This window comes from Clostridium sp. CM039, assembly GCF_055081075.1.
Genome location: NZ_CM143649.1, coordinates 883,168 through 904,232 on the forward strand (window position 1 = coordinate 883,168; position 21,065 = coordinate 904,232).

The window sequence follows — 21,065 nt, forward strand, 5'->3', positions numbered from 1 at the left end:
AATTAAAGGGGGGTATATTTATGTTTTTTAAGACTAGGCAGCAACATGAAAATTTGAGGACAAAGATTAGAGAATTTGCAGAAGAGGAAGTTAAACCTATTGCATTTACCTTGGATCAGGAAAATAAATTCCCTATGGAAGCAATTAATAAGTTAGGTAAAATGGGAATGCTGGGGATCCCATATCCAAAAGAATACGGCGGAGCAGGTCTGGATGTAATGAGCTATGCAATTGCCGTTGAAGAATTATCAAGAGTGGATGGTGGTACAGGCGTAATTCTTTCCGCTCATACATCTTTGGGCACCTACCCAATTTCTGCCTATGGAACAGAGGAGCAGAAACAAAAATACTTAGTGCCACTCGCAAAGGGAGAGAAACTTGGTGCATTCGGTCTTACCGAAGAAAATGCTGGTAGTGATGCTGGCGGTACGGAAACCATTGCCGTACTCGATGGTGATAATTACATTTTGAATGGTGAAAAAATCTTCATAACAAATGCTGGTAAGGCTGATATTTACGTTGTTTTTGCAATTACTACGCCGGATATAGGTATTCGTGGTATAAGTGCATTTATTGTGGAAAAAGATACAGAGGGCTTTACCTTCGGTAAGCATTACGACAAGATGGGTATTAGATCATCTGCAACTGCAGAGCTAATATTCAATGACGTGAAAGTCCCTAAGGAAAATCTACTAGGAAATGAAGGTGACGGGTTCAAGATTGCTATGGCAACTTTGGATGGTGGTCGTATCGGTATTGCAGCTCAGGCTCTAGGAATAGCTCAAGGCGCGTATGAAAATGCTTTAGAGTACTCAAAAGAAAGGGTTCAATTTGGTAAACCTATTTGTCAGCAACAGATTATCTCTTTTAAGTTGGCAGATATGGCGACAAAACTTAGAGCAGCTAGATTACTTATTTACAGTGCAGCAGAGCTTAAAGAAAATCATGAGCGTTACAGTATGGAAGCTGCTATGGCGAAACAATATGCTTCAGATGTTTGCCTTGAGATTGTAAATGACGCTCTTCAAATATTTGGTGGAAACGGCTATTTGAAAGGTATGGAAGTTGAGCGTGCTTACAGAGATGCTAAAATTTGCACAATATATGAAGGAACTAATGAGATTCAACGTGTCGTTATCGCTGCTCACATCATTGGCAAGATGCCGAAAAACAAGAATACAGGTAAAGCTACTGAACGTGGACCTGCAACAGGTTATCGCAGAAAAGTGATTTTCAAGGAAGGAACTGCGAGTGAAAAAGTAAATGCACTTGTGGAAGCCCTTAAGGCTGATAAATATGATTTTACAGTTGGAATTCCAATGGATACTCCTATAACTAAGGCTGAAAGAGTAGTCAGCGTAGGACTAGGTATAGGGGAAAAAGAAAATATGAAGCTTATAGAAGACTTGGCAGTTCAAGCTGGTGCAGCTATAGGATCTTCGCGTCCAGTAGCTGAAACACTTAAATATTTACCACTCAATCGTTATGTTGGTATGTCTGGTCAAAAATTTAAAGGAAATCTCTATATTGCTTGTGGTATTTCAGGTGCAGGTCAGCATTTGAAGGGCATAAAGGATGCTGCTACAATAGTTGCTATAAATATTGATCCCAAAGCGAAAATTTTTAAGAACTCTGATTACGGTATCGTTGGCGATTTAATGGAGATATTACCATTACTTACTGCTGCTTTAGATAATGGAGAAGCAAAGAAAGATGCTCCACCAATGGTGAAGATAAAGTCAGCTACTCCTAAGAAAGTTGTTCCAACCTGGAAACATTATGTATGTAACGGATGCGGTTATGAATACGATCCTGGTATGGGTGATCCCGAAGGCGAAATAGCTGAAGGCACTCTCTTTGAAAACATACCTGAAGGGTGGACTTGTCCGTCTTGTTATGAAGAAAAAAATATGTTTATAGAAGTCTAATTTTTATAATAATTAAATATAATAATGTGTTTTTAGTATAAAGGAGGATTATATATATGTATTGTGTTAGAAATATAACTGAGGATCTTTATTGGGTTGGTGGAAGCGATCGTCGCCTTTCCCTTTTCGAAAACATTCATCCAATTCCACGAGGAGTTTCTTATAACTCATATTTGCTAATGGACGAGAAGACAGTACTCTTTGATACAGTAGACTGGTCAATTTGCCGTCAGTTCATTCTGAACATTCAATCAATTCTAAAAGGCAAGCCTTTAGATTATATGGTAATTAACCATATGGAACCTGATCATGCAGCGTGCATTGAAGAGATTATTCTTCGTTATCCTGATGTAAAGATTGTATGCACCCAAAAAGCTTCCTTGTTCATGCATCAGTTCGGTTTCGCTATTGATGGCAAAATAATGGAAGTTAGTGAAGGAGATACAATGTCCTTTGGAAAACATAACGTTACATTTGTAGCTGCTCCAATGGTACATTGGCCAGAAGCTATGGTGACATTTGATACTTACAATGGTGTATTATTTTCAGCTGATGCCTTCGGTTCTTTCGGCTCATTAGATGGTCAGCTGTTTAATGACGAAATGAACTTTGACCGGGATTGGATTGACGATGCCAGAAGGTATTATACAAACATTGTAGGAAAGTATGGTCCTCATGTTCAGAATCTTTTAAAGAAGGCGGGCACTCTCGACATCAAGATTATCTGCCCGCTACATGGACCAGTATGGCGTAATGATTTGGGGTACTTGTTAGATAAGTACGACAAGTGGAGTCGATACGAGCCTGAGGAAAATGGAGTAATGATCGTTTATGGAACAATGTACGGCAATACGGAGGCCGCTGCAAGTGACCTAGCAACAAGGCTCGTGGAAAAGGGAATGACTAATGTGGTTATGTATGACGTTTCAAAAACTCACGTCTCCTATTTGATTTCTGAGACATTCAAATATAGTCATGTGGTTCTTGCCTCTGTAACCTACAACTTGAAGATTTATCCACCGATGCTGAATTATATGATGGATATGAAATCATTAAATCTTCAAAAACGTACTTTCACTCTTATAGAAAATGGCTCATGGGCCCCTCAATCCGGCAAATTGATGCGTGGACTTTTGGATGAGATGAAAGAAATGACTATTTTAGATAATGAGATGTCATTGAACTCCAGCATGAAAGAAGATGATGCGGATTCAATGGATGCCATTGCAGGCAGCATTATCGAGTCAATGAAGTAATTTTAGAAAAATATAAATTTAGGACCTGCTCATAGATAAAGTTCATGAGCAGGTCCCTTTTGGTATACATCTTACTATTAAATTTATATTTGTTTTTTTATATAATTTATCAGTAAGATTAGGCATGCATAACTAATCTTTATTTCATACCTAAACTTCTCCCTCTACTAGTTGTTTAAAATTTATACTTTCTAATTCCGCATTTAAATTCTTTTGTACTTTTGTCATAGCTCTATGCACAATGCATTCACCACTTCTATTCAAATTACAAAAGCTTGGTTCAATTACGCATCTATTAACACATATTGGACCGTCTATTGCTTCTATAACACCTTTTAATGTTATTTGTTCTGGCAATTTGTTTATAGCATAGCCTCCCTTGACTCCCCTATAAGATTTTAGAATGTTTGCTTGTATAAGCTTTCCTAAAAGTTTTAAAAGAAATCTTAGCGGTATACCCTCTTTTTCTGAAATTACTTTTGCCTCTATCTTTTCACCATAGCCTAATTTACATAAGTAAATTACTACTCTAAGAGCGTAATCTGCTTCTTGTGTTATTTTCATATTATATTTCTCCCTAAAGTATATACATTTGGTATAGTTTCATCTTAAAACGTTTACCCTATTTTGTCAATAGTTTTTGATGTTTTTCATACTAATTAGGTTTCAGAGTAGCATTGTTATAAATATTATACCATTTATATAAAATATTATGATATTATATAAATAAAAGTGTTATCTGCACACAGCAGGCTAGGAGATATTATGGAAAATAAGGGCAATGTTTATGTAGTTTTAGGTGTATTATGTGAAGTCTATTTTATAGGAACTATAATATTTGGCGGGAGAGTAACTTTTGCAGAATTTTATCTAGGCCTCGGAGTATTATTAATATCACTAGGATTAATTAAACGGAAAAGTAAACGTGAATATATTTTAATAAAACCAGGAAAGATTAGAACAGCGATAAAAATATGCTTTTTTATGGGACTAGCTTCTTTTGTATTTATTGAAGGTTGCATAATTCAATCAGCTATATCAAAGCATAGAGAAAAAACAGATTATCTAGTTATTTTAGGGGCTGGTATTAGAGGAGAAGTTCCTTCAACTGCACTTTATCAAAGGCTTTATGCCAGTTTAGAATATATTAAATTAAATCCTAATGTTAAGGTAGTGGTTTCAGGTGGAATAGGTCCTGGTGAAACTATTACGGAAGCAGCGGCTATGAAAAGATTTTTAATAAAGCACGGAGTGGCAAAAGAACAGATAATACAGGAGGAAAAGTCAACCGATACTTTAGAAAACTTTAAATTTACAGCAGCGCTTTTAAAAGGATTAGATAAAAAAGAAAATATAGAAGTAACTATTGTTACAAATAATTTCCATATGTTTAGAGCTAAGTTCTTAGCAGAAAGGCAGGGGTTAAAAGTATATGGGTATCCTGCCCCACTTCATCCAATTCTAGTGCCTACTTGTTTTGTTCGGGAATATTTAGCAGTAATAAATTCATTTATTTTTGATAGATAATTATGGGCTAAGAATTTTTAAATCTTTTTTTCTTTAAAGATATTTTTAATGTCATAATTGTAAACTAGATGGGGTGGTGACAAAGTGAAAAAAAAATTTGTTGTAATTTTAATAATGATTTTTTTAATCTTAACTTGTGCTTATATATATTCACCTTTTAAATCCATCATTAATGAATATGTTTTTAGCATCTTTAAACCCAAATTTATAGTATCTGAAAATTTTTCGAAAATTGATAACAATAAAAACGGAGTAGCAGATGCACTAGATATAGTTAATGGTGCTAATAATGAAGTTCTTAATAAAACAAAATATATAAGTAATTATTATAATGGTGGCTATCCACCTGAAAAAGAAGGGGTATGTACCGACGTAATTTGGCGAGGTTTTAAAACTGCTAACATTAATTTAAAAGACCTTATTGATGAGGACATAAAAAGCAATATTAAACTTTATCCTAGAGTAGATGAAAAGCCAGACCCTAATATTGATTTCAGACGAGTGCCCAATCAAGATATATTTTTTAGTAGGCACGCTCAAAGTTTAACCACCGAAGTTAAATCTAGGAATGCTGAAAATTTAAAAGAATGGCAACCTGGTGATATTGTGGTATTTACTAAGGGTTATGAACATATTGGTATTATTTCTAATAAAAGAGATAAAAATGGTATTCCTTATGTCATTCATAATACCAAACCTCATGCTAGTATACTGAAACTTTCTTACTTTACATCTCCTATACACGGTCATTATAGATGGAAATTTGATTAAATAATTCATATTTAAATTAAGTATACTGATTTAAAATTATATTTAGTTTCCCTTTTATGCATGCAATTAACTCAAAAGGTTTTTTGATAATTGCATGTTTACTATATGTAATAAAGTAATCAGAAAAAAAATCAATATCATGTTTTGAGATATTACCATTCAAAAATCCTGAACCATCTTCTTGTTTATTCAACTCAATCTTTGGCCATTTTGCAGATTGATATTTTTCTACACCTTTATTAGTTAACTCCACATATAATTCAAATGTTTCTTTAGTGTCATTAAGGATTGAAAAACGGTTCTTTAAATTAATATTAGACATGTCGATAGTATCGGTTTTTTCATCAAGTTTTACAGACTTTATACGGTCACACCTAAAGACTCGATAATCTTTAGTTAAAAAGCAATAAGATGGACAATACCACATTCCTTCATTTGCATATATACCAATTGGTTGAACACTTCTATTGCTGGCTTTCTCATTTGTCACATAGTTAATTATAATAACATCCTGCTTTATTGATGCATCTAATAATTGTCTTAAAAATGGAATTTCCTCTTGTTGATGTACTGACAAAAAATCAACACGGTCTTTTATTCTATCTATCGTATCTCTAATATCTCCAGAAAGATTTAAATAAAATTTCTTTTTTATTGATTCATACTCACCGTCATTATCTATATTCACCAACAAGACCCACTTATAAAGTGGAGGCTAGTTCATGGTCCAAAAATTAAAGTTCCTAAAGTCCAATATAAAAACGGTAGTGTTATTAATATAATATTGAAAATAATACTATATTTTGCAAGTTTATTACGTATAATCGCCATTGACAAAACACCAAATAACATCCCTATTGGACAGATTAAAGGCGTCAACAATAAAGGCATCCCTTCTAATTTTTGATATGGAGTTATCTCAAAGAACCAATTCAGTATAAACATAAAATTAATTAAAGGTATTGTAAAAGAAATAATAACTAACATATTTCCAATGTTTTTAGTTGAAATTTTACCCTTCATATTCCTCCCCTCCTCATACAGTTACAATTTTAATGTACACTATCTAACAAATACATCTTAACCCATACCACTTATATTGGTATTCCAAAGCAAATAATAGTCCCATTCAATGAAGATTCAACGCAATTTATAAAGCCACCATGAGCCTCAACAATATACTTAGAAATGGAGAGACCAAGGCCGGATCCTGGAATATTTTGATTTCTGCATTTCTCGGCTCTATAGAATTTATTAAATATATAAGGAATATCAGCCGAAGAAATTCCCATTCCTGTATCTTTTATGTATACATTAAGATACCTACCAGTGTTTTCAAAATATATTGAAATGGATCCATCTTCTCTTGAATACTTTATACTATTTGAAACTAAATTGTACATTACTTGAGAAAGTCTTTTCTTATCACCATTTAACAAAAGGTTAGGTATTTTATCTGGGAAAATAAAATGAATTTCCTTACTGGTTATCTCTACAGATAAATCATCTAATATATCCTTAAAGAAATCGCCACAGTAGAACTCAACTAATGATATGTTCATTTTGTTAAGCTCTGCCTTTGAATGCTCTAGTATATCCTCTAGAAGCTTAGATAACATTTTTACTCTGTTTAATATTATTATACAATAATTTTCAATACCCGCCTTATCTTTAACAATGCCATCCTTAATCCCTGACACATATCCATGGATGGCAGTTAGAGGGGTTTTAATATCATGAGATAAGCAAGCTAAAAGCTCCTTTTCACTTACCTTTATTGATATTTCCTTTTCCTTTGAAGATTTAAGTTCATCTCTCATAGCTTCGAAATCGTGGCAAAAAACACCCATTTCTGTATCATAATCATAATGAATTTCATATGTGAAATCACCCTTTAAAATTCTCCGCGCACTTTCATTAAGAGAATCTAAGGGCAATAAAATATCCTTTTTCAATAAAATATAAGTGAGGATTATTAGTATAATTATTGCAGATAAAGAGATGATAATAGGTAATACATCTCTAAAGGTAACTAGCTTGGGTGAAGTAGATAAAAAATCCTCCTTAGGAATTAAAAATATTGCTGTGGTCCCGGATGCTGCATCGAAGCTTTATTATCATATTCCATAAATTCATTTAAATCAGCTACAGCATCTTTTTTATAAATACTTATAGAAGAGTACAAAACCTTTCCATTTAAATCTATAACAGCATAGGGAAAATCACTTTTCAAAGAAAATTCAGAATTATTACTCACTAATGCTTCTTCTACACTTATTTTTATAGAACTTGTTAAAAGTCTGCCCTTATTAACTGTAGGATAAAAGCTGTTTTTATTATATATAAGATTTGTTGAATAAATAATTACAAAGGCTACTAATACAATTACAGATAAAGTGAAAACTTTAACTTTCAAAGCTATGCTTTGCTTATTCATCTATTGCTTCCTCCCATTTGTAACCAACTCCCCAAACAGTTTTAATGTAATTTATATTGTGCAGAGAAAATTTCTCGCGAATTCGATTTACATAAACAGCAACTGTATTTAAATCTCCAAAGTCGCTAAGTCCCCAAATATTATCATAAAGCTGCTGCTTAGAGAATACTTGGCATGGATAATCGGATAAAAAGTCTACTATTTCAAATTCTCTGGATGTTAAGTGAATCTCTTTTCCCTTAAAGGTTACTTTATAGCTTTTACTATCTATAGCTAACTTACCAAACTCTTTTATTTCAGAATCATACTTTTTAGAAGGATAAGAATCCTTTAATGGAATTGAAAAAGTTTTATATCTCCGCAGATGTGCTTTTATTCTAGCTATTATCTCCATGGGAGAAAAAGGTTTAGTTATATAATCGTCAGCGCCAACTCCCAGGGATAATATCTTATCAATATCCCCACTTTTAGCAGAAAGCATTATTATGGGTACTCGCGAGGTGGTCCTAATAATTCTGCAGATTTCTATGCCATCCACCTCAGGAAGCATTATATCTAAAACAACAATATCCGGATTAAAAGAATTAAACGCGACAAGAGCTTTTCCTCCATTATCACAATAATCAACTATAAACCCTTCACTATTAAAATAATCTTTTAATATATTTCTGATATCTATATCATCTTCAATGATAAGAATTTTTTCATTTGCCATAATTACCCTCCAAATGCTTTATAATTACATTTTACCATAAAAATATAAAAAAGAGAGTTTACCACCCTCTTTCTTTCAAAAATTCAAATATTAAAACCTCTCTATTTTTTCCATCGTCTGATTTAAAGAATTTATCTAAATCAAGTTCTCCATCTATTCTACCATCCTTTAAATATATTAATCTGGAAGCACGAGCAGCAGCCTTTAAATCATGAGTAACCATAACTACTGTTTGACCATTATTATTTAAGTCCGACAATATGTCTAGAACCTCTTCTCCCGCAGTGGAGTTAAGTGCTCCTGTGGGCTCGTCTCCAAATAGTATTTTAGGGGATGTGATTATAGCTCTTGCCACTGCTGCTCTTTGTTGCATACCACCAGAAATTTCTGAGGGGTATTTTTCCTTAGCATCTTTTATACTCAGGGTTTCAAGAAGCTTTAAGGTTTTCTCATTTACTTCTTTTTTATTTTTATTTACTCCATAACCACAATAAGCTATGTTTTCAAAAACCGTTATATCAGGTAATAAATTTATACTTTGAAATACAAAGGAAACGTCTTTTTTTCTAATTGATGAAAGTTCATCCTCTTTCATTGATGTAATATCCTTTCCTAAGAGATTAACGCTGCCACTAGTGGGTGAGTCCATACCACTTAAAGTATATAATAATGTAGATTTACCAGAGCCTGAGCTTCCCATAATTACAGTAAAGTCCCCTTCATAGATGTCTAAACTTAAATTTTTTATCACATTTAGCGCAGTTTTACCTGTGACAAATGATTTGCAAAGATTATTAGCTTTTATAACTGATTTTTTCATCAAATCACTCCTCCATTAATTCAGTAATCTTAGTATTTTTTATAGAGTTACAGCATATAAGTGTAGTTACTAATATTAAACAAACCATAGTAGTTATTAGTAGTAACATTGTTACTGGAGATATTATTAACACATCTAATTTACTAACTGCTGCAGCAATCATAGGTCTTGCTAGCGTTAAATTAAATATGATAGCTATAATTGTGCTAAATAATGTTAATATTAATATCCTATATAGATATCTGTTTCTTATTTCTTTAGATGTAAATCCTAGGGCCTTCATTATTCCAAAGTTTCTTCTATTATCTCTAATATTGATTATGATAATATTTAATATCGTTATTGCACCAAATGCTATAAATACCACAATTAATAAATTGGTAATAGGGAGTACTGTTCCAGGGATAGATACTATGACATCTTTAATTGCAGGTGGAATTTCACTGGCATCTAAATTAGGATATATATTGTTAATCTCTTTCTTAAATTGTTTTATATCTGTACCAGCTGTTAGAGTTATAAAAATTTCACTGCCTATAAATTTTGGAATCTCCTTTTCTATTGCAGCATTTAATATTCTTATACCATATCCATTTTGCATCATTGAATTATAAGCGCCTGTTATTAAATAGGAGTCTTTTTTATTATTTATAGATAGTTCTATATAGTCTCCTACGGATAACCCTGCATCTTTTAATATTTTTGAAGAAACAGCTACTTCTTTAGAATTTTTGGGATTATGCCCATCTATGATAGTAAAGCCTAAATCACTGGTGTAAGAATTCATCACAAATATATCGTAAAGTGTACTCTTTATAGGGTATTTTTTAGTATCAAGTTCTACTACATCCGTTAGCATCATAGATCCATAAACATAATTTTTAATTCTATTGTCCTTCTTTACATCATTCAAAACCTTATTTAAAACTTCTGATTGTCTAACCATTTGCGGAGCACTAATGGTTACATTACTTTTAGGTAGTCCAAACCAAATAGGAGCATTTTCCTTCATCTTTGACATAGATCCATTTGCATTACCAAATATCAATACCAGTGTTAGGGATAATGTTAATGTTAATGTGATAAAGGCAGTAGTCTTTTTATATTTAAACATATCGTTTATTGCAAAGGCTAAGGAAGATATATTATCTTTGATCAATGACTTTGTTAGCTTTCGCCTTGAAGATGTAATCCCTGTTCTAAGAGCCTCCACAGGTGTAATCTTATTAGTTCTTCTAATTACAAAATACAGATTAATAATCACCACTAATGTAAATAAAATTACTGTAGCTAAAATAACATATGCATTAATACTTACACCTTTAAAATCACCAATATACTTTAAAACTTTCGAGGCTGTATAATTTAATATAGGGATACTACACAGAGCTCCAAGGATACTTCCAATAAATGCAATTATTGAGTAACCTATAATATAAAATTTGAGAATATCTCTTTTAGAAAAACCAAGAGCTTTGTATATTCCAATAGATTTATATTCTTTTAAAATATTATTCCATAAAATAAATCGCATAAGAAGCACTGAAACAATAAACACTAGAATTGAAGCTAAGGTTGCAATGCCACCTATCATAGAAGAAGCCATCGTTGAACTTAAGCTTAATAAATCTTTATCAAATACAAAGCCACCAACTTTTATAGCCCCGGTCAAATCCTTTTCTACATTAGCTACATTAGTCCCACTTTTAACATCTATAAAAATTAATGATGCTTTCCTTAATGAAGAGAATTCCTGCTCACTATTCTTATTGGTATATAGATTAATTATACCAATAGTAGAAGATGGCTCAAGAGAGTCATTAATTAAGGAAGAAACCTTTAAAGTAACGTCCTTTGTCTTTGTTTTTATGGTTAAGTTATCTCCAAGGTGAATATTATTATTTTCTGCTAGAATCTTAGTAATCCACACTTCACCTTTTTTAGGACAACTGTCATTATTTGATGAGTTACCCTTAGTTAGTCCAAATGGAATATTTTTGCTATCTTCTATGGGAACAACATCGTACATTGAAATCTTTAAATTTACACCATTGTGATAAAGGTCGTTACCAGAAGTGAACGCCTCAGTAGCTTTAACATCATTAACCTCTGTATTATTTTTACCCCACTTAAGTACATCATTTGTAGAACTTTCATTAGCGTTATAACAAATTATATAGTAAAATTTATCATTAGAATAAAATTTATTAATATACCCTTGAATAGAAGTTAACATAGACAAACTACTTGTAAATATTAAAGAGGATAAAAATAATAACGCTCCTATTAAAAAACATTGAAGTTTTTTCTTTTTTAGTTTTTTAAGCCACATCTAAACACATCCTTTCTTTAATTATATAATACATAAGAAAAGTTAAAGAAATATATTTAAATTATTAATGAAATCTTACAATAATACTTATTCAACAAATATTTCACCCGACTACATCAAAATTATAAATGAATATCTGAAAGTTCCACTTTTACGCTTTCATTTTTGCTTGATATTTTGTTACTATGTATCACATTTTCATGAGATATATTTCTTGAAGGAAACTTAACTATGCCATTGTTAAAATATTACCATATATTACAATTCATTCATATAATTGTTACTGGGTTTAATATGAAAAGGAGCCCTTAGGCTCCTTAATTGATTTGATACGATAAGCTATTAAATTTAATCTAATAGCTTATCGTATTCATTTAGTAGTTCATCTAACTCTTGACTAAGTACTACTAATCTGGGATCAGTTAAGGTTTCTTTTTCATCCATTAACTGATGCAATAAAGTTCTGTGTTTTTCAATTTTTTGTAATATTTCATCCAATTGTGTCATAATTTCCCTCCTTCCTCTACCAATTATAGCGAAAATTGGCAGAGGTTTGACTGCCATTATGTAACACCCATATTTTAACGACATTCCAGAAGGAAAGTCTCCCACTTCTATAAGTAGGAGTTACTTACCCTAACAAATAGAAAACTTCAGTGGGGGGATAACAATTGAGAATTGTTATCTACTCCAGAGCGCTACAAAGGGGTAAATCTCCTTCTGAAGTCGTTAATATGCAGCTCCGCAGGAGATGATTTAATGTAAAAGAAAAGACACCCTTTCGAGTGTCCTTAGTCTATTTTTACTTTCTTAACTAATAACTGTAAATATGGGCTTTCTTACAAAATAGTAAGATAACTTTTTTATTTGTAAGTGTAGCGACATTGAGTGTTAGCAGCTCGTGGAGTATACTATGGTTATAGTGATGAGAAATGAAAAAAATTCAGGGGGCATATTATGGCTAATGAAGTATTAAAAATCAAAAAACTAAAAAAAGTAATTGGTAAACGTACAATCGTTTCAGATATTTCCATTGAACTTAAAAAAGGAGAAATATTCGGTTTTCTTGGACCTAATGGCGCTGGAAAATCCACTACTATTAAGATGATTGTTGGATTATCCAAAATTACTGAGGGAAATATTTATGTAGATGGATGCTCAGTAAAAGAAGATTTCAAAGGAGCAATGCGTAACATTGGGTGCATAGTTGAAAATCCGGATATGTATAATTATATGTCTGGACTCGATAATCTTAAACTATTCGCTAAAATATATAAAGATGTAGATGAGATTCGAATCAAAGAAGTTGTAAAAATTGTGGATTTAGAGCGGGCAATAAATGATAAGGTGAAAACTTATTCGTTAGGTATGAAGCAACGTCTAGGTATTGCTCAGGCCATACTTCATAGTCCAAAACTTCTTATACTTGATGAGCCTACAAATGGTCTTGATCCCGCAGGAATCAAGGATCTGCGTGAGCTACTTCGAAAGCTTTCATCAGAAACTAGTCTTACGGTGCTTGTATCTAGTCATATATTAGGTGAAATGCAGCAGATGTGCGACCGTGTTGGTATAATTAATAAGGGGAAAATTATAACGGTAAAATCCATTGACGAACTCCTTAACATGTCACAAAAGGGTGATAAAACTGTTCTGATATTAGAATCTGATAATAATGAAAAAGCAGCTTCACTTCTAACAAGCGTTAATATAAGTAACTGCATCTTGGAAGGTGGATTACATATTGAAACAACCAAAAATCGTGTTCCAGAAGTAGTTACAACATTAACTTCTGCAGGCATAGCTATTTTCGCTATGGACAGACAAGTGATTCAATCACTTGAAGATGTATTTATGAAGCTTACAGGGGAGGAAAAATAACATGGGGAATTTTTTTACACTTATTTCACTAGAAAATACAAAACTTTGGAAAAGACTTTCTACAAAAATAATGTTACTCATAATGATTGTAATTGTAATAGCGGCAACGAGTATTTATAAATATCACAAGGTGTCTCATAATAGTTCAACTACTACAAAAATTTCCGAAAATTGGAAACAGGACTTACTGGCAAATCTTCCGGTAGAAAAAGCTGCTCTAACGCAAATTGAAAAAACAGATAAAACGTCAGCATCCATAGGAAATATGAAAAAAAGCATAGCTGAAGATGAATACAGCATTGTTAACAATATCAGGCCAGAATCCAAAGACAGCATTTGGACAAGAATCACAAAGTTTGATTCATATGTTCCATATAGTTTAATTATTGCACTTCTTTTAATAATAGCATGTTCAGCTTTATTTGCAGGTGAATTTTCAGAGGGTACAATGAAAATGATGATATCACGGCCTTATAAACGGTTTGAAATTCTTACTGCAAAACTAATTGTTACATTATTTTATGGTCTTGTACTTTTGGTAACAGCATTTTTGTTAAACTTTATATTGCTGGGTATATATTTCGGTTTCAATGGCATGGGTGCTAAGGAAATGATGTGGACGAGTACCAAAATAATATATATACCAGCCGTACTAAAAACAATTATTATTTATGGCCTTAATTTTCTTACTGTGCTTGTGTATGTATTAGTAGCTTTTGCACTTTCAATAATATCTCGTTCACGCTCAATTGCAACCGGATGCTCTTTATTCTTGCTTTTAGCTGGTAGTTCTATGGTGCAACTATTCTCAACCCGTTTCAGCTGGGGTAAATATCTTCCTTTTGGACTGTCGGATTTTACTAACTTTATTATTAACGGATCATTCGTCGTTGGTACAACACTTGCATTTGCTATTGGCGTATCAGTTATATATTCTGTTATATTCTGCGCTGCAGGTTTTTTAGTTTTTGAGAAACGCGATATTTAACGACATTTCAGAAGAAAGTCTCCCTCTTCTATAAGATGGGGTTATGGACTATAACAAAGAAAAAACTTTAGGGGGAGTATAAATCTCCTTCTGAAGTCGTTGATATTACAGCACCGCAGGTGATGATTTAACTGGTAATCGTACTCTACCTAGATTCTCCTAAAAAGCTCTGATTTTCTTAAGAAAATCAGAGCTTTTTTAATAACCACCATGTTCTGCTAATGTTAATATTGCAGCTCCGCAGGAGATGATTTGATTATTATTTATTTAGATATTATCTCTATACCATCCTCAGTTACAAGAAGTGTATGCTCCCATTGTGATGAAAGAGATCCATCAGCTGTAAGCGCTGTCCATCCATTATCTTCATCTATATATATTTTATGACTTCCACCATTTATCATTGGTTCAATCGTAAATACCATTCCTGGTGCTAGAATCATACCTGTTCCTCTAGTTCCAAAATGAAAAACAAATGGATCCTCATGCATATTTAGCCCAACTCCGTGTCCGCCAAAATCCCTAACTACTGAGCACCCATTACTTTCTGCATATTCTTGAATAGCTGCCCCTATATCACCTAAAAAGCCCCAAGGTTTTGCTGCTTCTATTCCCTTATTTAAACATTCCTTAGTTATTTCTACTATCTTCTTAGCTTCATTACTAACTTCTCCTATCAAAAACATTCTTGATGCGTCTGAATAATATCCATTAAGTATAGTAGTTACATCGACATTTATAATATCACCATTTTTAAGTACTACATCTTTACTTGGTATTCCATGACACACTTCATCATTGATTATGTACAAATACTTTTTGGAAACCCATCATAATTAAGAGTAGCTGGAGTTCCACCCCTGAATATTGTATATTCATGAGCTAGCTTATTAATTTCTTCTGTGGTCATTCCTTCTTTAATATTCTCACTAACTAAATCTAAAAGAGCATTATTAATTTTAGCACTTTTTCTTATTCCTTCAATTTGATCCTTGCTCTTAATAAGATTTCTTGTTGGAACTATGCAGCCTTGTTTCTTCAAGTTTTCTAGCTTTTTATCAAAGTCCAAATGGCAATTCTTATATTTTAGTACACTTCCACACCAGCATTTATCATTTCTATTTAAAATCATATACATCCTGGTTAATTAAATCTGAACATAATTGTACATTTGATTTAATTAACCAGTTCACCTCCTTATTTTTAATATTATATCCACCGTATACATTTTGGTCTTGATAATAGTTTCAAGCTTTTTAGACCATATCTTTTTAATATCTCACCATTTGTTTGTGTCATGTTAAATTGATTTTTATTTGGGTATAATGCTGTAATATATCCAATATACTCGGTTCCATTTTTCTTGGTATACTTTACATAATCTCTATGCTTAAATCCTTTTACAATTAGCTCCGCTTCACCCTTAGATTTTTTACGTAAAGGTGATATTTGCCAGTCTTTGATATCAATATTATTTATTTTGATATCTACGTTACATATAACTAAAGCATCATTTGAGTGTGTTTTTTCTATATCCCAATCATTTCTATGGTTTGCAGTATCGCCACCCGTAGTTAAATATAATGGGGCTATTTTCTTAAGTTCAGTTTGTAAATTTTTTTTACCTTGCATAACATGCAAGGCATCACTAAGATTTAATTTTCTACCTTTTATTATAGCTAAATATTGATCTATTAACTCGATTTCTCTGCCAAAGGTTTTTGTGTGACATGACTTGCATAATGTTACAACATTATGTATGCTGTCGGCTCCTTTAGCACGTCTTGGTTTAATGTGGTGTTCTTGTAGATTTTCTTTAGAACCACAATCAACACAAGTAAAGTTATCCCTCATGAGTGCCGCTATCCTAATGTTGTTATCCAGTCTATTAGATTTTTGATATTGCCATTTGTATAGCCTTCTACCTTCAGTTAGAACTCGTATGTCTATTAACACATTTTCTAAATATATCGAATCTATCTTAATCCATTTGGTTATTTTGTTTACAACTCGTAAAATGATGGTGCACTGAATTTCGGTGTGTCTAATCATAATTAAGCCGTAGCAAAACCTTAGATTATTTTCCTCATTATCGTAGAGCATCAGACTGAAGTACATCTAAAGGTACGTCTTTAACCTGTCATTTCACGTAGTTCATCGTGCTACAATCTTTTCAGATGCTACACTCACTTAAGCTTGAAAGCAACGTTCACTGCATGAACAACTAAATATGTTCACTTTTATTTGAAATTGTTTAGATTTTTTAAGCAGTTTAGTAGCTCCTATATTAGTATTAATCTATTATTTAATAGTTCCACCATGAAAAAAGCACTCATATACCTTTGTATCATCAAAATAAATTTCCTCATATCCTTGAAACCATTTAAATTCTCCATTAACAATGCAATGATATTTATATTGTCCATTTTGATATACCATAGGTCCACGATATGGATTTTCTTTTGGAACTAAGCTCAAGGCTTCTTTTAAAAAGTTTCCTGAAAATCCTTCCCCTATAATTCTGCCTGTATAATTCATTGACCAAAATGGAATATCATCCTTCCATAAAGCCTCTTCTCCTGCGAATTGCCCTCCCCCTAAATAGGTATCAATATATTTTAGATTTCCTTCTACATACTCTAAATCATGTGAATTAGGTCTTGAAGATTGGATCTCGGCACCCTTTCCTGCATATGTAGATCTCTTTGCTGTACGTAAAAATTCTATTATTTTTTCATGTATAGAAGCAACCTTATTCTCTTCTATACATAAACGGCAATTTTCTTCATAATCATTAACTAATTTATCAATACTCACTTTAAAGAAATCACTTAATGCAATTAGTCTTGCAATGTCAGGATATGAATGTCCAACTTCCCACTTTGCAACTGCTTGTCTTGATATACCTAACATTTCAGCTAATTTTTCTTGTGATAATCCTTTTCCTTTTCTAAGGATTTGCAATTGTTCCTGAAAACTCATTTTTAATCACCCCTATTTAAGTCTACTAATAAAACAACCATATTGCTACCAATTAAACATAACATTTTTGTCAACTATAGGTTGCCTTTAAATTTTAAATCTCTATAATTAAATCATACTTCACTACTATTATAAAATATAGTTGCACTCACAACTATATTGCTCTATTATATAATTAGTAGGGATTGCAACTAATTTAGGAGGAATACGACAATGAATAAAAATATGAACTCATTAGGAAGATGGATTTCTCTTTTACATAGAAATGGTCATGTATACGTAGGAAGGCAACTTAAGCCATATAATATAAGTAAGGGTCAATATACATTTTTAAATGCATTATATAAAAAAGATGGAGTACGTCAGGAACAATTATCAGATTACCTTAAAATTGATAAAGGTACCACAGCAAAGGCTATAAAAAAGCTGGAAGATGATGACTATATCATTAGAAAAATAGATGCAAAAGATAAAAGAGCATATAATGTTTATCTTACAGAGAAAGCATTAAAAATAAAACCTCTGGTTAGAAAAGCCATGATGGATTGGATATATATTTTATTTTCAGGATTTAGTGAAGATGAAAAGAAAACATCGTTAGCATTACTCGAAAGGATGGGAGAAAATGCTACAACTTTCACACATGATTATTCTAAAGATGATTAAGCTCATTAGGAGATGATAAAAATTAATATAGTGGTTAATACTAAGAGAATTATTAACAATAATTTTCATGCTCTTACACATAAAAATTATAGATATTTTTGGATGGGTCAGTGTCTTTCTTTAATAGGTACCTGGACACAAAATATAGGGCAATCTTGGCTAGTACTTTCTCTGACAGGATCTCCATTTTTACTTGGACTTGTCGGAGCAATGCAGTTTTTACCCATAACCTTTTTCTCATTATTTGCGGGGGTACTAACTGATAAGTTTCCAAAGAAAAAAATACTGATTTTCACTCAGAGCGTATCGATGATATTAGCTTTTATATTGTCTGCCTTAGTCTTTACGAATACATTAAAGTATGAACATCTAATAGCTTTAGCTTTGTGTCTTGGATTTTGTAATACTTTAGATATGCCAACTAGGCAAGCTTTTAATGTTGAAATAGTAGGAAAGGACGATTTAATGAATGCCATTGCTTTAAACTCAGCCACTTTTAATTTAGCAAGAATTATTGGACCGGCTATTGGAGCTCTACTCATGGGCTATCTCGGAGCAGGATGGTGTTTTTTATTAAATGGTTTTAGTTTTATGGCAGTTATCTATGGACTGGTCCATATTGAAGCAATCAATTATGTTAGAAAGAAAACTTCTGAAAAAGGGATGCTTAAAGAAATATTGGATGGCCTTAAATATATAAAAAGCAAATCTATCTTACTCGAAACCTTGATATTAATTAGCATTATGGGAATATTCGTTTTTAACTACAACGTTTTGATACCTGTATTTACGAAAAACGTACTACATATGCAGGAAAAAACCTATGGAATTTTACTATCTGCACTTGGAGCAGGTTCCCTCATTGGAGCACTTCTCATGTCTTTTAAAAGCAAAAATGGTCCAAATAAAATTCTTATGATTGGTAGCTCTATTGGAATTGGCATAATGTTAATTTTTACAGGTATAAGTAATTTATATTATTTTACTGCCTTAAGTTTAGCTATAACAGGAATATTTAATATGTTTTTTTCCACCACTGCAAATTCAATGTTACAACTAAATTCTAAGGATGAATACAGAGGACGAGTTATGAGTGTATATTCACTTGTATTTGCTGGATTCACCCCCCTTGGAAGTCTTCTTTCAGGGTTTGTGGCTGAAAAATACGGTGCTAACACTTGTTTCATATTATCAGGTATTTCTGCAATAATGTTGATATTGTTACTTGTTACTTGGTCTAAACTTAGAAAAAATGGTAAAGTTCCATCCGTATAAATTAAAGCAATTGCTACTTCCTTTTCTAGTATTGTTAAAATAATTCTACTATGCTAAAATTATATTAACTATAATTTAATAAAAAAAGAGGTGAATTATTTATGAAATACTCAACTGGTGAAAAACCCGGAAATGGTACATACGTTTGTAAAATTTGCGGTCAAAAAGTAGTATTAGATGATAATACTGATACTTTACCTCCCTGTCCTAAATGTAAAAAAACAAACTATAGGAAATTTTAAAATAAAATAATGGTACAATATAATCAAAAAAATAAGCCCTAGTCTTGGGCTTATTTTTTTCTTGTAACAACCTATGCATTTATTAGCATGTATTATTCTACAATAGAAATCTTATAACTATATGTAAACTCTTCTCCAATAGTTAATGAAATCGAGCCCTCTTTATCTTTAAATTCACCAGTAAAATCTTCATAATCTGCATGTCCAAACCAAGGTTCTATGCATAAAAATGGTGCTCTGCCTTTTGGTGACCATATTCCCATGTAAGGGAATCCCTTAAATTCTACTGATACCGACTTTTCATGATTTTTTGATTTTATAGTTATTTTATCAGATTTCAAATCATCAAATACTAAAGCATCATCTTTAAATAACTCTTTTGATAGTATCATGATATCAGTATCCTTTAAACATTCTTTTCTCTTATGTGAAAAATAGGCATCTTTAGTTAATTCCATAATATCACTTGTTTCTTTCTTATTAAATTCAAGGTAATAATCTTCTAATTTTTCATTTTTTTCAATAGGACACATAAATGCAGGATGTGCACCAATTGAAAATGATATATCCTTATTATCTAAATTTATAACATTATACGTTACTTTAACTGTATTCTTTTCAATTGTGTAATTAATAAGTAAAGAAAATTTATATGGATATCTTTTTATAGTACCCTCAGAATATTTTAGTTCAAAAGTAATTGAATCATTAGTTTGTGATATAAATTTAAAATCTGATATCCTACCTAATCCATGAGATGGCAATTCATATAGCTTTTCATCAATTTTATATTTTGAATCAACTAACTTTCCAACTATTGGAAATAAAATTGGTGAATGATATTTCCAATAGTTTTGGTCTCCATTCCACAGATACTCTGTTCCTTCTTTTTTTCCAGTTATTGAATGTAGTTCTGCACCATGAGCGCTAGCCGTTATTTTAATTGTTGAATTTTCTAAAGAATAAATCATCAAAAACACCCTTTCATTATTTAGTTTACATAAAGCCGCATAGGCACATCCTTTAGCCTTAGGACTTCCATTAATAAGTAATACTTTCATCTTTACAACTAATTTTATATTCAAAAATAACTATCAACTACTAATATACATCAGTATAACTATAAATAGTAGAATGAATAAAAAATTAAAAATAAAAGTAACTTCTTTGTAATAACTCTCTATCAAAAATCAGTTATAATGTACTTAGTTGCAACAAAATATGTATTAATATGCGGATTATAGT

21 protein-coding genes and 1 pseudogene are annotated in these 21,065 nt (G+C 31.8%); 9 read left to right on the forward strand and 13 right to left on the reverse strand.

Going from position 1 to position 21,065, the window contains the following annotated elements:
• Positions 1 to 20: 20 nt before the first annotated feature.
• Both ACWJJ2_RS04185 and ACWJJ2_RS04190 read left to right on the forward strand, forming a co-directional pair.
• Positions 21 to 1,928, forward strand: coding sequence for an acyl-CoA dehydrogenase family protein (locus ACWJJ2_RS04185; protein ID WP_216304181.1), 1,908 nt, complete (start codon positions 21 to 23; stop codon positions 1,926 to 1,928).
• Between the two features lie 56 nt (positions 1,929 to 1,984).
• Entirely contained in the window at positions 1,985 to 3,184 is a 1,200-nt protein-coding gene (locus ACWJJ2_RS04190; RefSeq protein ID WP_216304180.1) for an FprA family A-type flavoprotein, read from the forward strand.
• A gap of 150 nt (positions 3,185 to 3,334) precedes the next feature.
• Here the strand turns inward: ACWJJ2_RS04190 and ACWJJ2_RS04195 are convergent, their stop codons facing one another.
• Positions 3,335 to 3,748, reverse strand: a complete 414-nt coding sequence (locus ACWJJ2_RS04195) for an RrF2 family transcriptional regulator (RefSeq protein ID WP_165414758.1) — start codon at positions 3,746 to 3,748, stop codon at positions 3,335 to 3,337.
• A 201-nt stretch (positions 3,749 to 3,949) separates the two neighbouring features.
• On the opposite strand from ACWJJ2_RS04195, the gene ACWJJ2_RS04200 reads away from it, so the two are divergent.
• Together ACWJJ2_RS04200 and ACWJJ2_RS04205 are read left to right on the forward strand one after the other, a co-directional pair.
• The gene (locus ACWJJ2_RS04200) at positions 3,950 to 4,711 is read left to right on the forward strand and encodes a YdcF family protein (RefSeq protein ID WP_462953881.1); all 762 of its coding nucleotides are present in this window, start codon (positions 3,950 to 3,952) and stop codon (positions 4,709 to 4,711) included.
• 84 nt (positions 4,712 to 4,795) lie between these two features.
• A complete protein-coding gene (locus tag ACWJJ2_RS04205) occupies positions 4,796 to 5,482 on the forward strand; it encodes a DUF1287 domain-containing protein (RefSeq protein WP_258280687.1) in 687 nt (228 codons plus the stop codon).
• Positions 5,483 to 5,498: 16 nt separating this feature from the next.
• Here ACWJJ2_RS04205 and ACWJJ2_RS04210 read toward each other — a convergent pair whose 3' ends face one another.
• The 8 genes from ACWJJ2_RS04210 to ACWJJ2_RS04245 form a co-directional block, all read right to left on the reverse strand.
• Complete coding sequence (locus ACWJJ2_RS04210; protein ID WP_216304177.1) at positions 5,499 to 6,170, reverse strand: WYL domain-containing protein; 672 nt, start codon at positions 6,168 to 6,170, stop codon at positions 5,499 to 5,501.
• 32 nt (positions 6,171 to 6,202) lie between these two features.
• Positions 6,203 to 6,505 (reverse strand): hypothetical protein, encoded by a 303-nt coding sequence (locus ACWJJ2_RS04215; RefSeq protein ID WP_216304176.1) that lies wholly within the window; start codon positions 6,503 to 6,505, stop codon positions 6,203 to 6,205.
• Positions 6,506 to 6,576: 71 nt separating this feature from the next.
• A complete protein-coding gene (locus ACWJJ2_RS04220) occupies positions 6,577 to 7,437 on the reverse strand; it encodes a HAMP domain-containing sensor histidine kinase (RefSeq protein WP_462953882.1) in 861 nt (286 codons plus the stop codon).
• A 116-nt stretch (positions 7,438 to 7,553) separates the two neighbouring features.
• A complete protein-coding gene (locus ACWJJ2_RS04225; RefSeq protein WP_462953883.1) occupies positions 7,554 to 7,919 on the reverse strand; it encodes a hypothetical protein in 366 nt (121 codons plus the stop codon).
• Positions 7,912 to 8,634 carry a response regulator transcription factor gene (locus ACWJJ2_RS04230; RefSeq protein WP_216304174.1) on the reverse strand — a complete coding sequence of 241 codons (723 nt, stop codon included), beginning with the start codon at positions 8,632 to 8,634 and terminating at the stop codon, positions 7,912 to 7,914. Before ACWJJ2_RS04230 ends, ACWJJ2_RS04225 begins: the two co-directional genes overlap by 8 nt.
• 58 nt (positions 8,635 to 8,692) lie before the next feature.
• Complete coding sequence (locus ACWJJ2_RS04235; protein WP_462953884.1) at positions 8,693 to 9,454, reverse strand: ABC transporter ATP-binding protein; 762 nt, start codon at positions 9,452 to 9,454, stop codon at positions 8,693 to 8,695.
• A 4-nt stretch (positions 9,455 to 9,458) separates the two neighbouring features.
• On the reverse strand, positions 9,459 to 11,786 hold the full coding sequence (locus tag ACWJJ2_RS04240) for an ABC transporter permease (RefSeq protein ID WP_220287115.1): 2,328 nt from the start codon (positions 11,784 to 11,786) through the stop codon (positions 9,459 to 9,461).
• Positions 11,787 to 12,134: 348 nt separating this feature from the next.
• The gene (locus tag ACWJJ2_RS04245) at positions 12,135 to 12,293 is read right to left on the reverse strand and encodes an aspartyl-phosphate phosphatase Spo0E family protein (protein WP_216304170.1); all 159 of its coding nucleotides are present in this window, start codon (positions 12,291 to 12,293) and stop codon (positions 12,135 to 12,137) included.
• A 450-nt stretch (positions 12,294 to 12,743) separates the two neighbouring features.
• Between ACWJJ2_RS04245 and ACWJJ2_RS04250 the strand changes: the two genes are divergently transcribed.
• On the forward strand, positions 12,744 to 13,667 hold the full coding sequence (locus tag ACWJJ2_RS04250; RefSeq protein WP_462953885.1) for an ABC transporter ATP-binding protein: 924 nt from the start codon (positions 12,744 to 12,746) through the stop codon (positions 13,665 to 13,667).
• A 1-nt stretch (position 13,668) separates the two neighbouring features.
• Positions 13,669 to 14,655 carry an ABC transporter permease gene (locus ACWJJ2_RS04255; protein ID WP_462953886.1) on the forward strand — a complete coding sequence of 329 codons (987 nt, stop codon included), beginning with the start codon at positions 13,669 to 13,671 and terminating at the stop codon, positions 14,653 to 14,655.
• 263 nt (positions 14,656 to 14,918) lie between these two features.
• Here the strand turns inward: ACWJJ2_RS04255 and ACWJJ2_RS04260 are convergent.
• The 3 genes and pseudogenes from ACWJJ2_RS04260 to ACWJJ2_RS04270 all read right to left on the reverse strand — a co-directional run bounded on the left by ACWJJ2_RS04260 (position 14,919) and on the right by ACWJJ2_RS04270 (position 17,637).
• Positions 14,919 to 15,787, reverse strand: a pseudogene (locus ACWJJ2_RS04260) (methionyl aminopeptidase).
• Positions 15,788 to 15,864: 77 nt separating this feature from the next.
• Positions 15,865 to 16,707 carry an HNH endonuclease gene (locus tag ACWJJ2_RS04265; protein ID WP_220319717.1) on the reverse strand — a complete coding sequence of 281 codons (843 nt, stop codon included), beginning with the start codon at positions 16,705 to 16,707 and terminating at the stop codon, positions 15,865 to 15,867.
• A 249-nt stretch (positions 16,708 to 16,956) separates the two neighbouring features.
• On the reverse strand, positions 16,957 to 17,637 hold the full coding sequence (locus tag ACWJJ2_RS04270) for a DUF5680 domain-containing protein (RefSeq protein WP_216304166.1): 681 nt from the start codon (positions 17,635 to 17,637) through the stop codon (positions 16,957 to 16,959).
• 213 nt (positions 17,638 to 17,850) lie between these two features.
• Between ACWJJ2_RS04270 and ACWJJ2_RS04275 the strand changes: the two genes are divergently transcribed.
• The 3 genes from ACWJJ2_RS04275 (at position 17,851) to ACWJJ2_RS04285 (ending at position 19,820) form a co-directional block, all read left to right on the forward strand.
• Positions 17,851 to 18,303 carry a MarR family winged helix-turn-helix transcriptional regulator gene (locus ACWJJ2_RS04275; RefSeq protein WP_216304165.1) on the forward strand — a complete coding sequence of 151 codons (453 nt, stop codon included), beginning with the start codon at positions 17,851 to 17,853 and terminating at the stop codon, positions 18,301 to 18,303.
• Between the two features lie 12 nt (positions 18,304 to 18,315).
• The gene (locus ACWJJ2_RS04280) at positions 18,316 to 19,578 is read left to right on the forward strand and encodes an MFS transporter (protein ID WP_216304164.1); all 1,263 of its coding nucleotides are present in this window, start codon (positions 18,316 to 18,318) and stop codon (positions 19,576 to 19,578) included.
• Positions 19,579 to 19,679: 101 nt separating this feature from the next.
• Positions 19,680 to 19,820: a zinc ribbon-containing protein gene (locus ACWJJ2_RS04285; RefSeq protein WP_216304163.1), complete on the forward strand. Its 141-nt coding sequence runs from the start codon at positions 19,680 to 19,682 to the stop codon at positions 19,818 to 19,820.
• 92 nt (positions 19,821 to 19,912) lie between these two features.
• On the opposite strand, the gene ACWJJ2_RS04290 is transcribed toward ACWJJ2_RS04285, so the two are convergent.
• On the reverse strand, positions 19,913 to 20,791 hold the full coding sequence (locus ACWJJ2_RS04290) for an aldose 1-epimerase family protein (RefSeq protein WP_220319764.1): 879 nt from the start codon (positions 20,789 to 20,791) through the stop codon (positions 19,913 to 19,915).
• Positions 20,792 to 21,065 lie beyond the last annotated feature (274 nt).

Coding starts and splice junctions, on each gene's coding strand:
- ACWJJ2_RS04185 (WP_216304181.1), top strand. CDS start 21: ATGTTTTTTAAGACTAGGCAGCAACATGAAAATTTGAGGACAAAGATT.
- ACWJJ2_RS04190 (WP_216304180.1), top strand. CDS start 1,985: ATGTATTGTGTTAGAAATATAACTGAGGATCTTTATTGGGTTGGTGGA.
- ACWJJ2_RS04195 (WP_165414758.1), bottom strand. CDS start 3,748: ATGAAAATAACACAAGAAGCAGATTACGCTCTTAGAGTAGTAATTTAC.
- ACWJJ2_RS04200 (WP_462953881.1), top strand. CDS start 3,950: ATGGAAAATAAGGGCAATGTTTATGTAGTTTTAGGTGTATTATGTGAA.
- ACWJJ2_RS04215 (WP_216304176.1), bottom strand. CDS start 6,505: ATGAAGGGTAAAATTTCAACTAAAAACATTGGAAATATGTTAGTTATT.
- ACWJJ2_RS04225 (WP_462953883.1), bottom strand. CDS start 7,919: ATGAATAAGCAAAGCATAGCTTTGAAAGTTAAAGTTTTCACTTTATCT.
- ACWJJ2_RS04230 (WP_216304174.1), bottom strand. CDS start 8,634: ATGGCAAATGAAAAAATTCTTATCATTGAAGATGATATAGATATCAGA.
- ACWJJ2_RS04235 (WP_462953884.1), bottom strand. CDS start 9,454: ATGAAAAAATCAGTTATAAAAGCTAATAATCTTTGCAAATCATTTGTC.
- ACWJJ2_RS04240 (WP_220287115.1), bottom strand. CDS start 11,786: ATGTGGCTTAAAAAACTAAAAAAGAAAAAACTTCAATGTTTTTTAATA.
- ACWJJ2_RS04245 (WP_216304170.1), bottom strand. CDS start 12,293: ATGACACAATTGGATGAAATATTACAAAAAATTGAAAAACACAGAACT.
- ACWJJ2_RS04250 (WP_462953885.1), top strand. CDS start 12,744: ATGGCTAATGAAGTATTAAAAATCAAAAAACTAAAAAAAGTAATTGGT.
- ACWJJ2_RS04255 (WP_462953886.1), top strand. CDS start 13,669: ATGGGGAATTTTTTTACACTTATTTCACTAGAAAATACAAAACTTTGG.
- ACWJJ2_RS04265 (WP_220319717.1), bottom strand. CDS start 16,707: ATGATTAGACACACCGAAATTCAGTGCACCATCATTTTACGAGTTGTA.
- ACWJJ2_RS04270 (WP_216304166.1), bottom strand. CDS start 17,637: ATGAGTTTTCAGGAACAATTGCAAATCCTTAGAAAAGGAAAAGGATTA.
- ACWJJ2_RS04275 (WP_216304165.1), top strand. CDS start 17,851: ATGAATAAAAATATGAACTCATTAGGAAGATGGATTTCTCTTTTACAT.
- ACWJJ2_RS04280 (WP_216304164.1), top strand. CDS start 18,316: ATGATAAAAATTAATATAGTGGTTAATACTAAGAGAATTATTAACAAT.
- ACWJJ2_RS04285 (WP_216304163.1), top strand. CDS start 19,680: ATGAAATACTCAACTGGTGAAAAACCCGGAAATGGTACATACGTTTGT.
- ACWJJ2_RS04290 (WP_220319764.1), bottom strand. CDS start 20,791: ATGATTTATTCTTTAGAAAATTCAACAATTAAAATAACGGCTAGCGCT.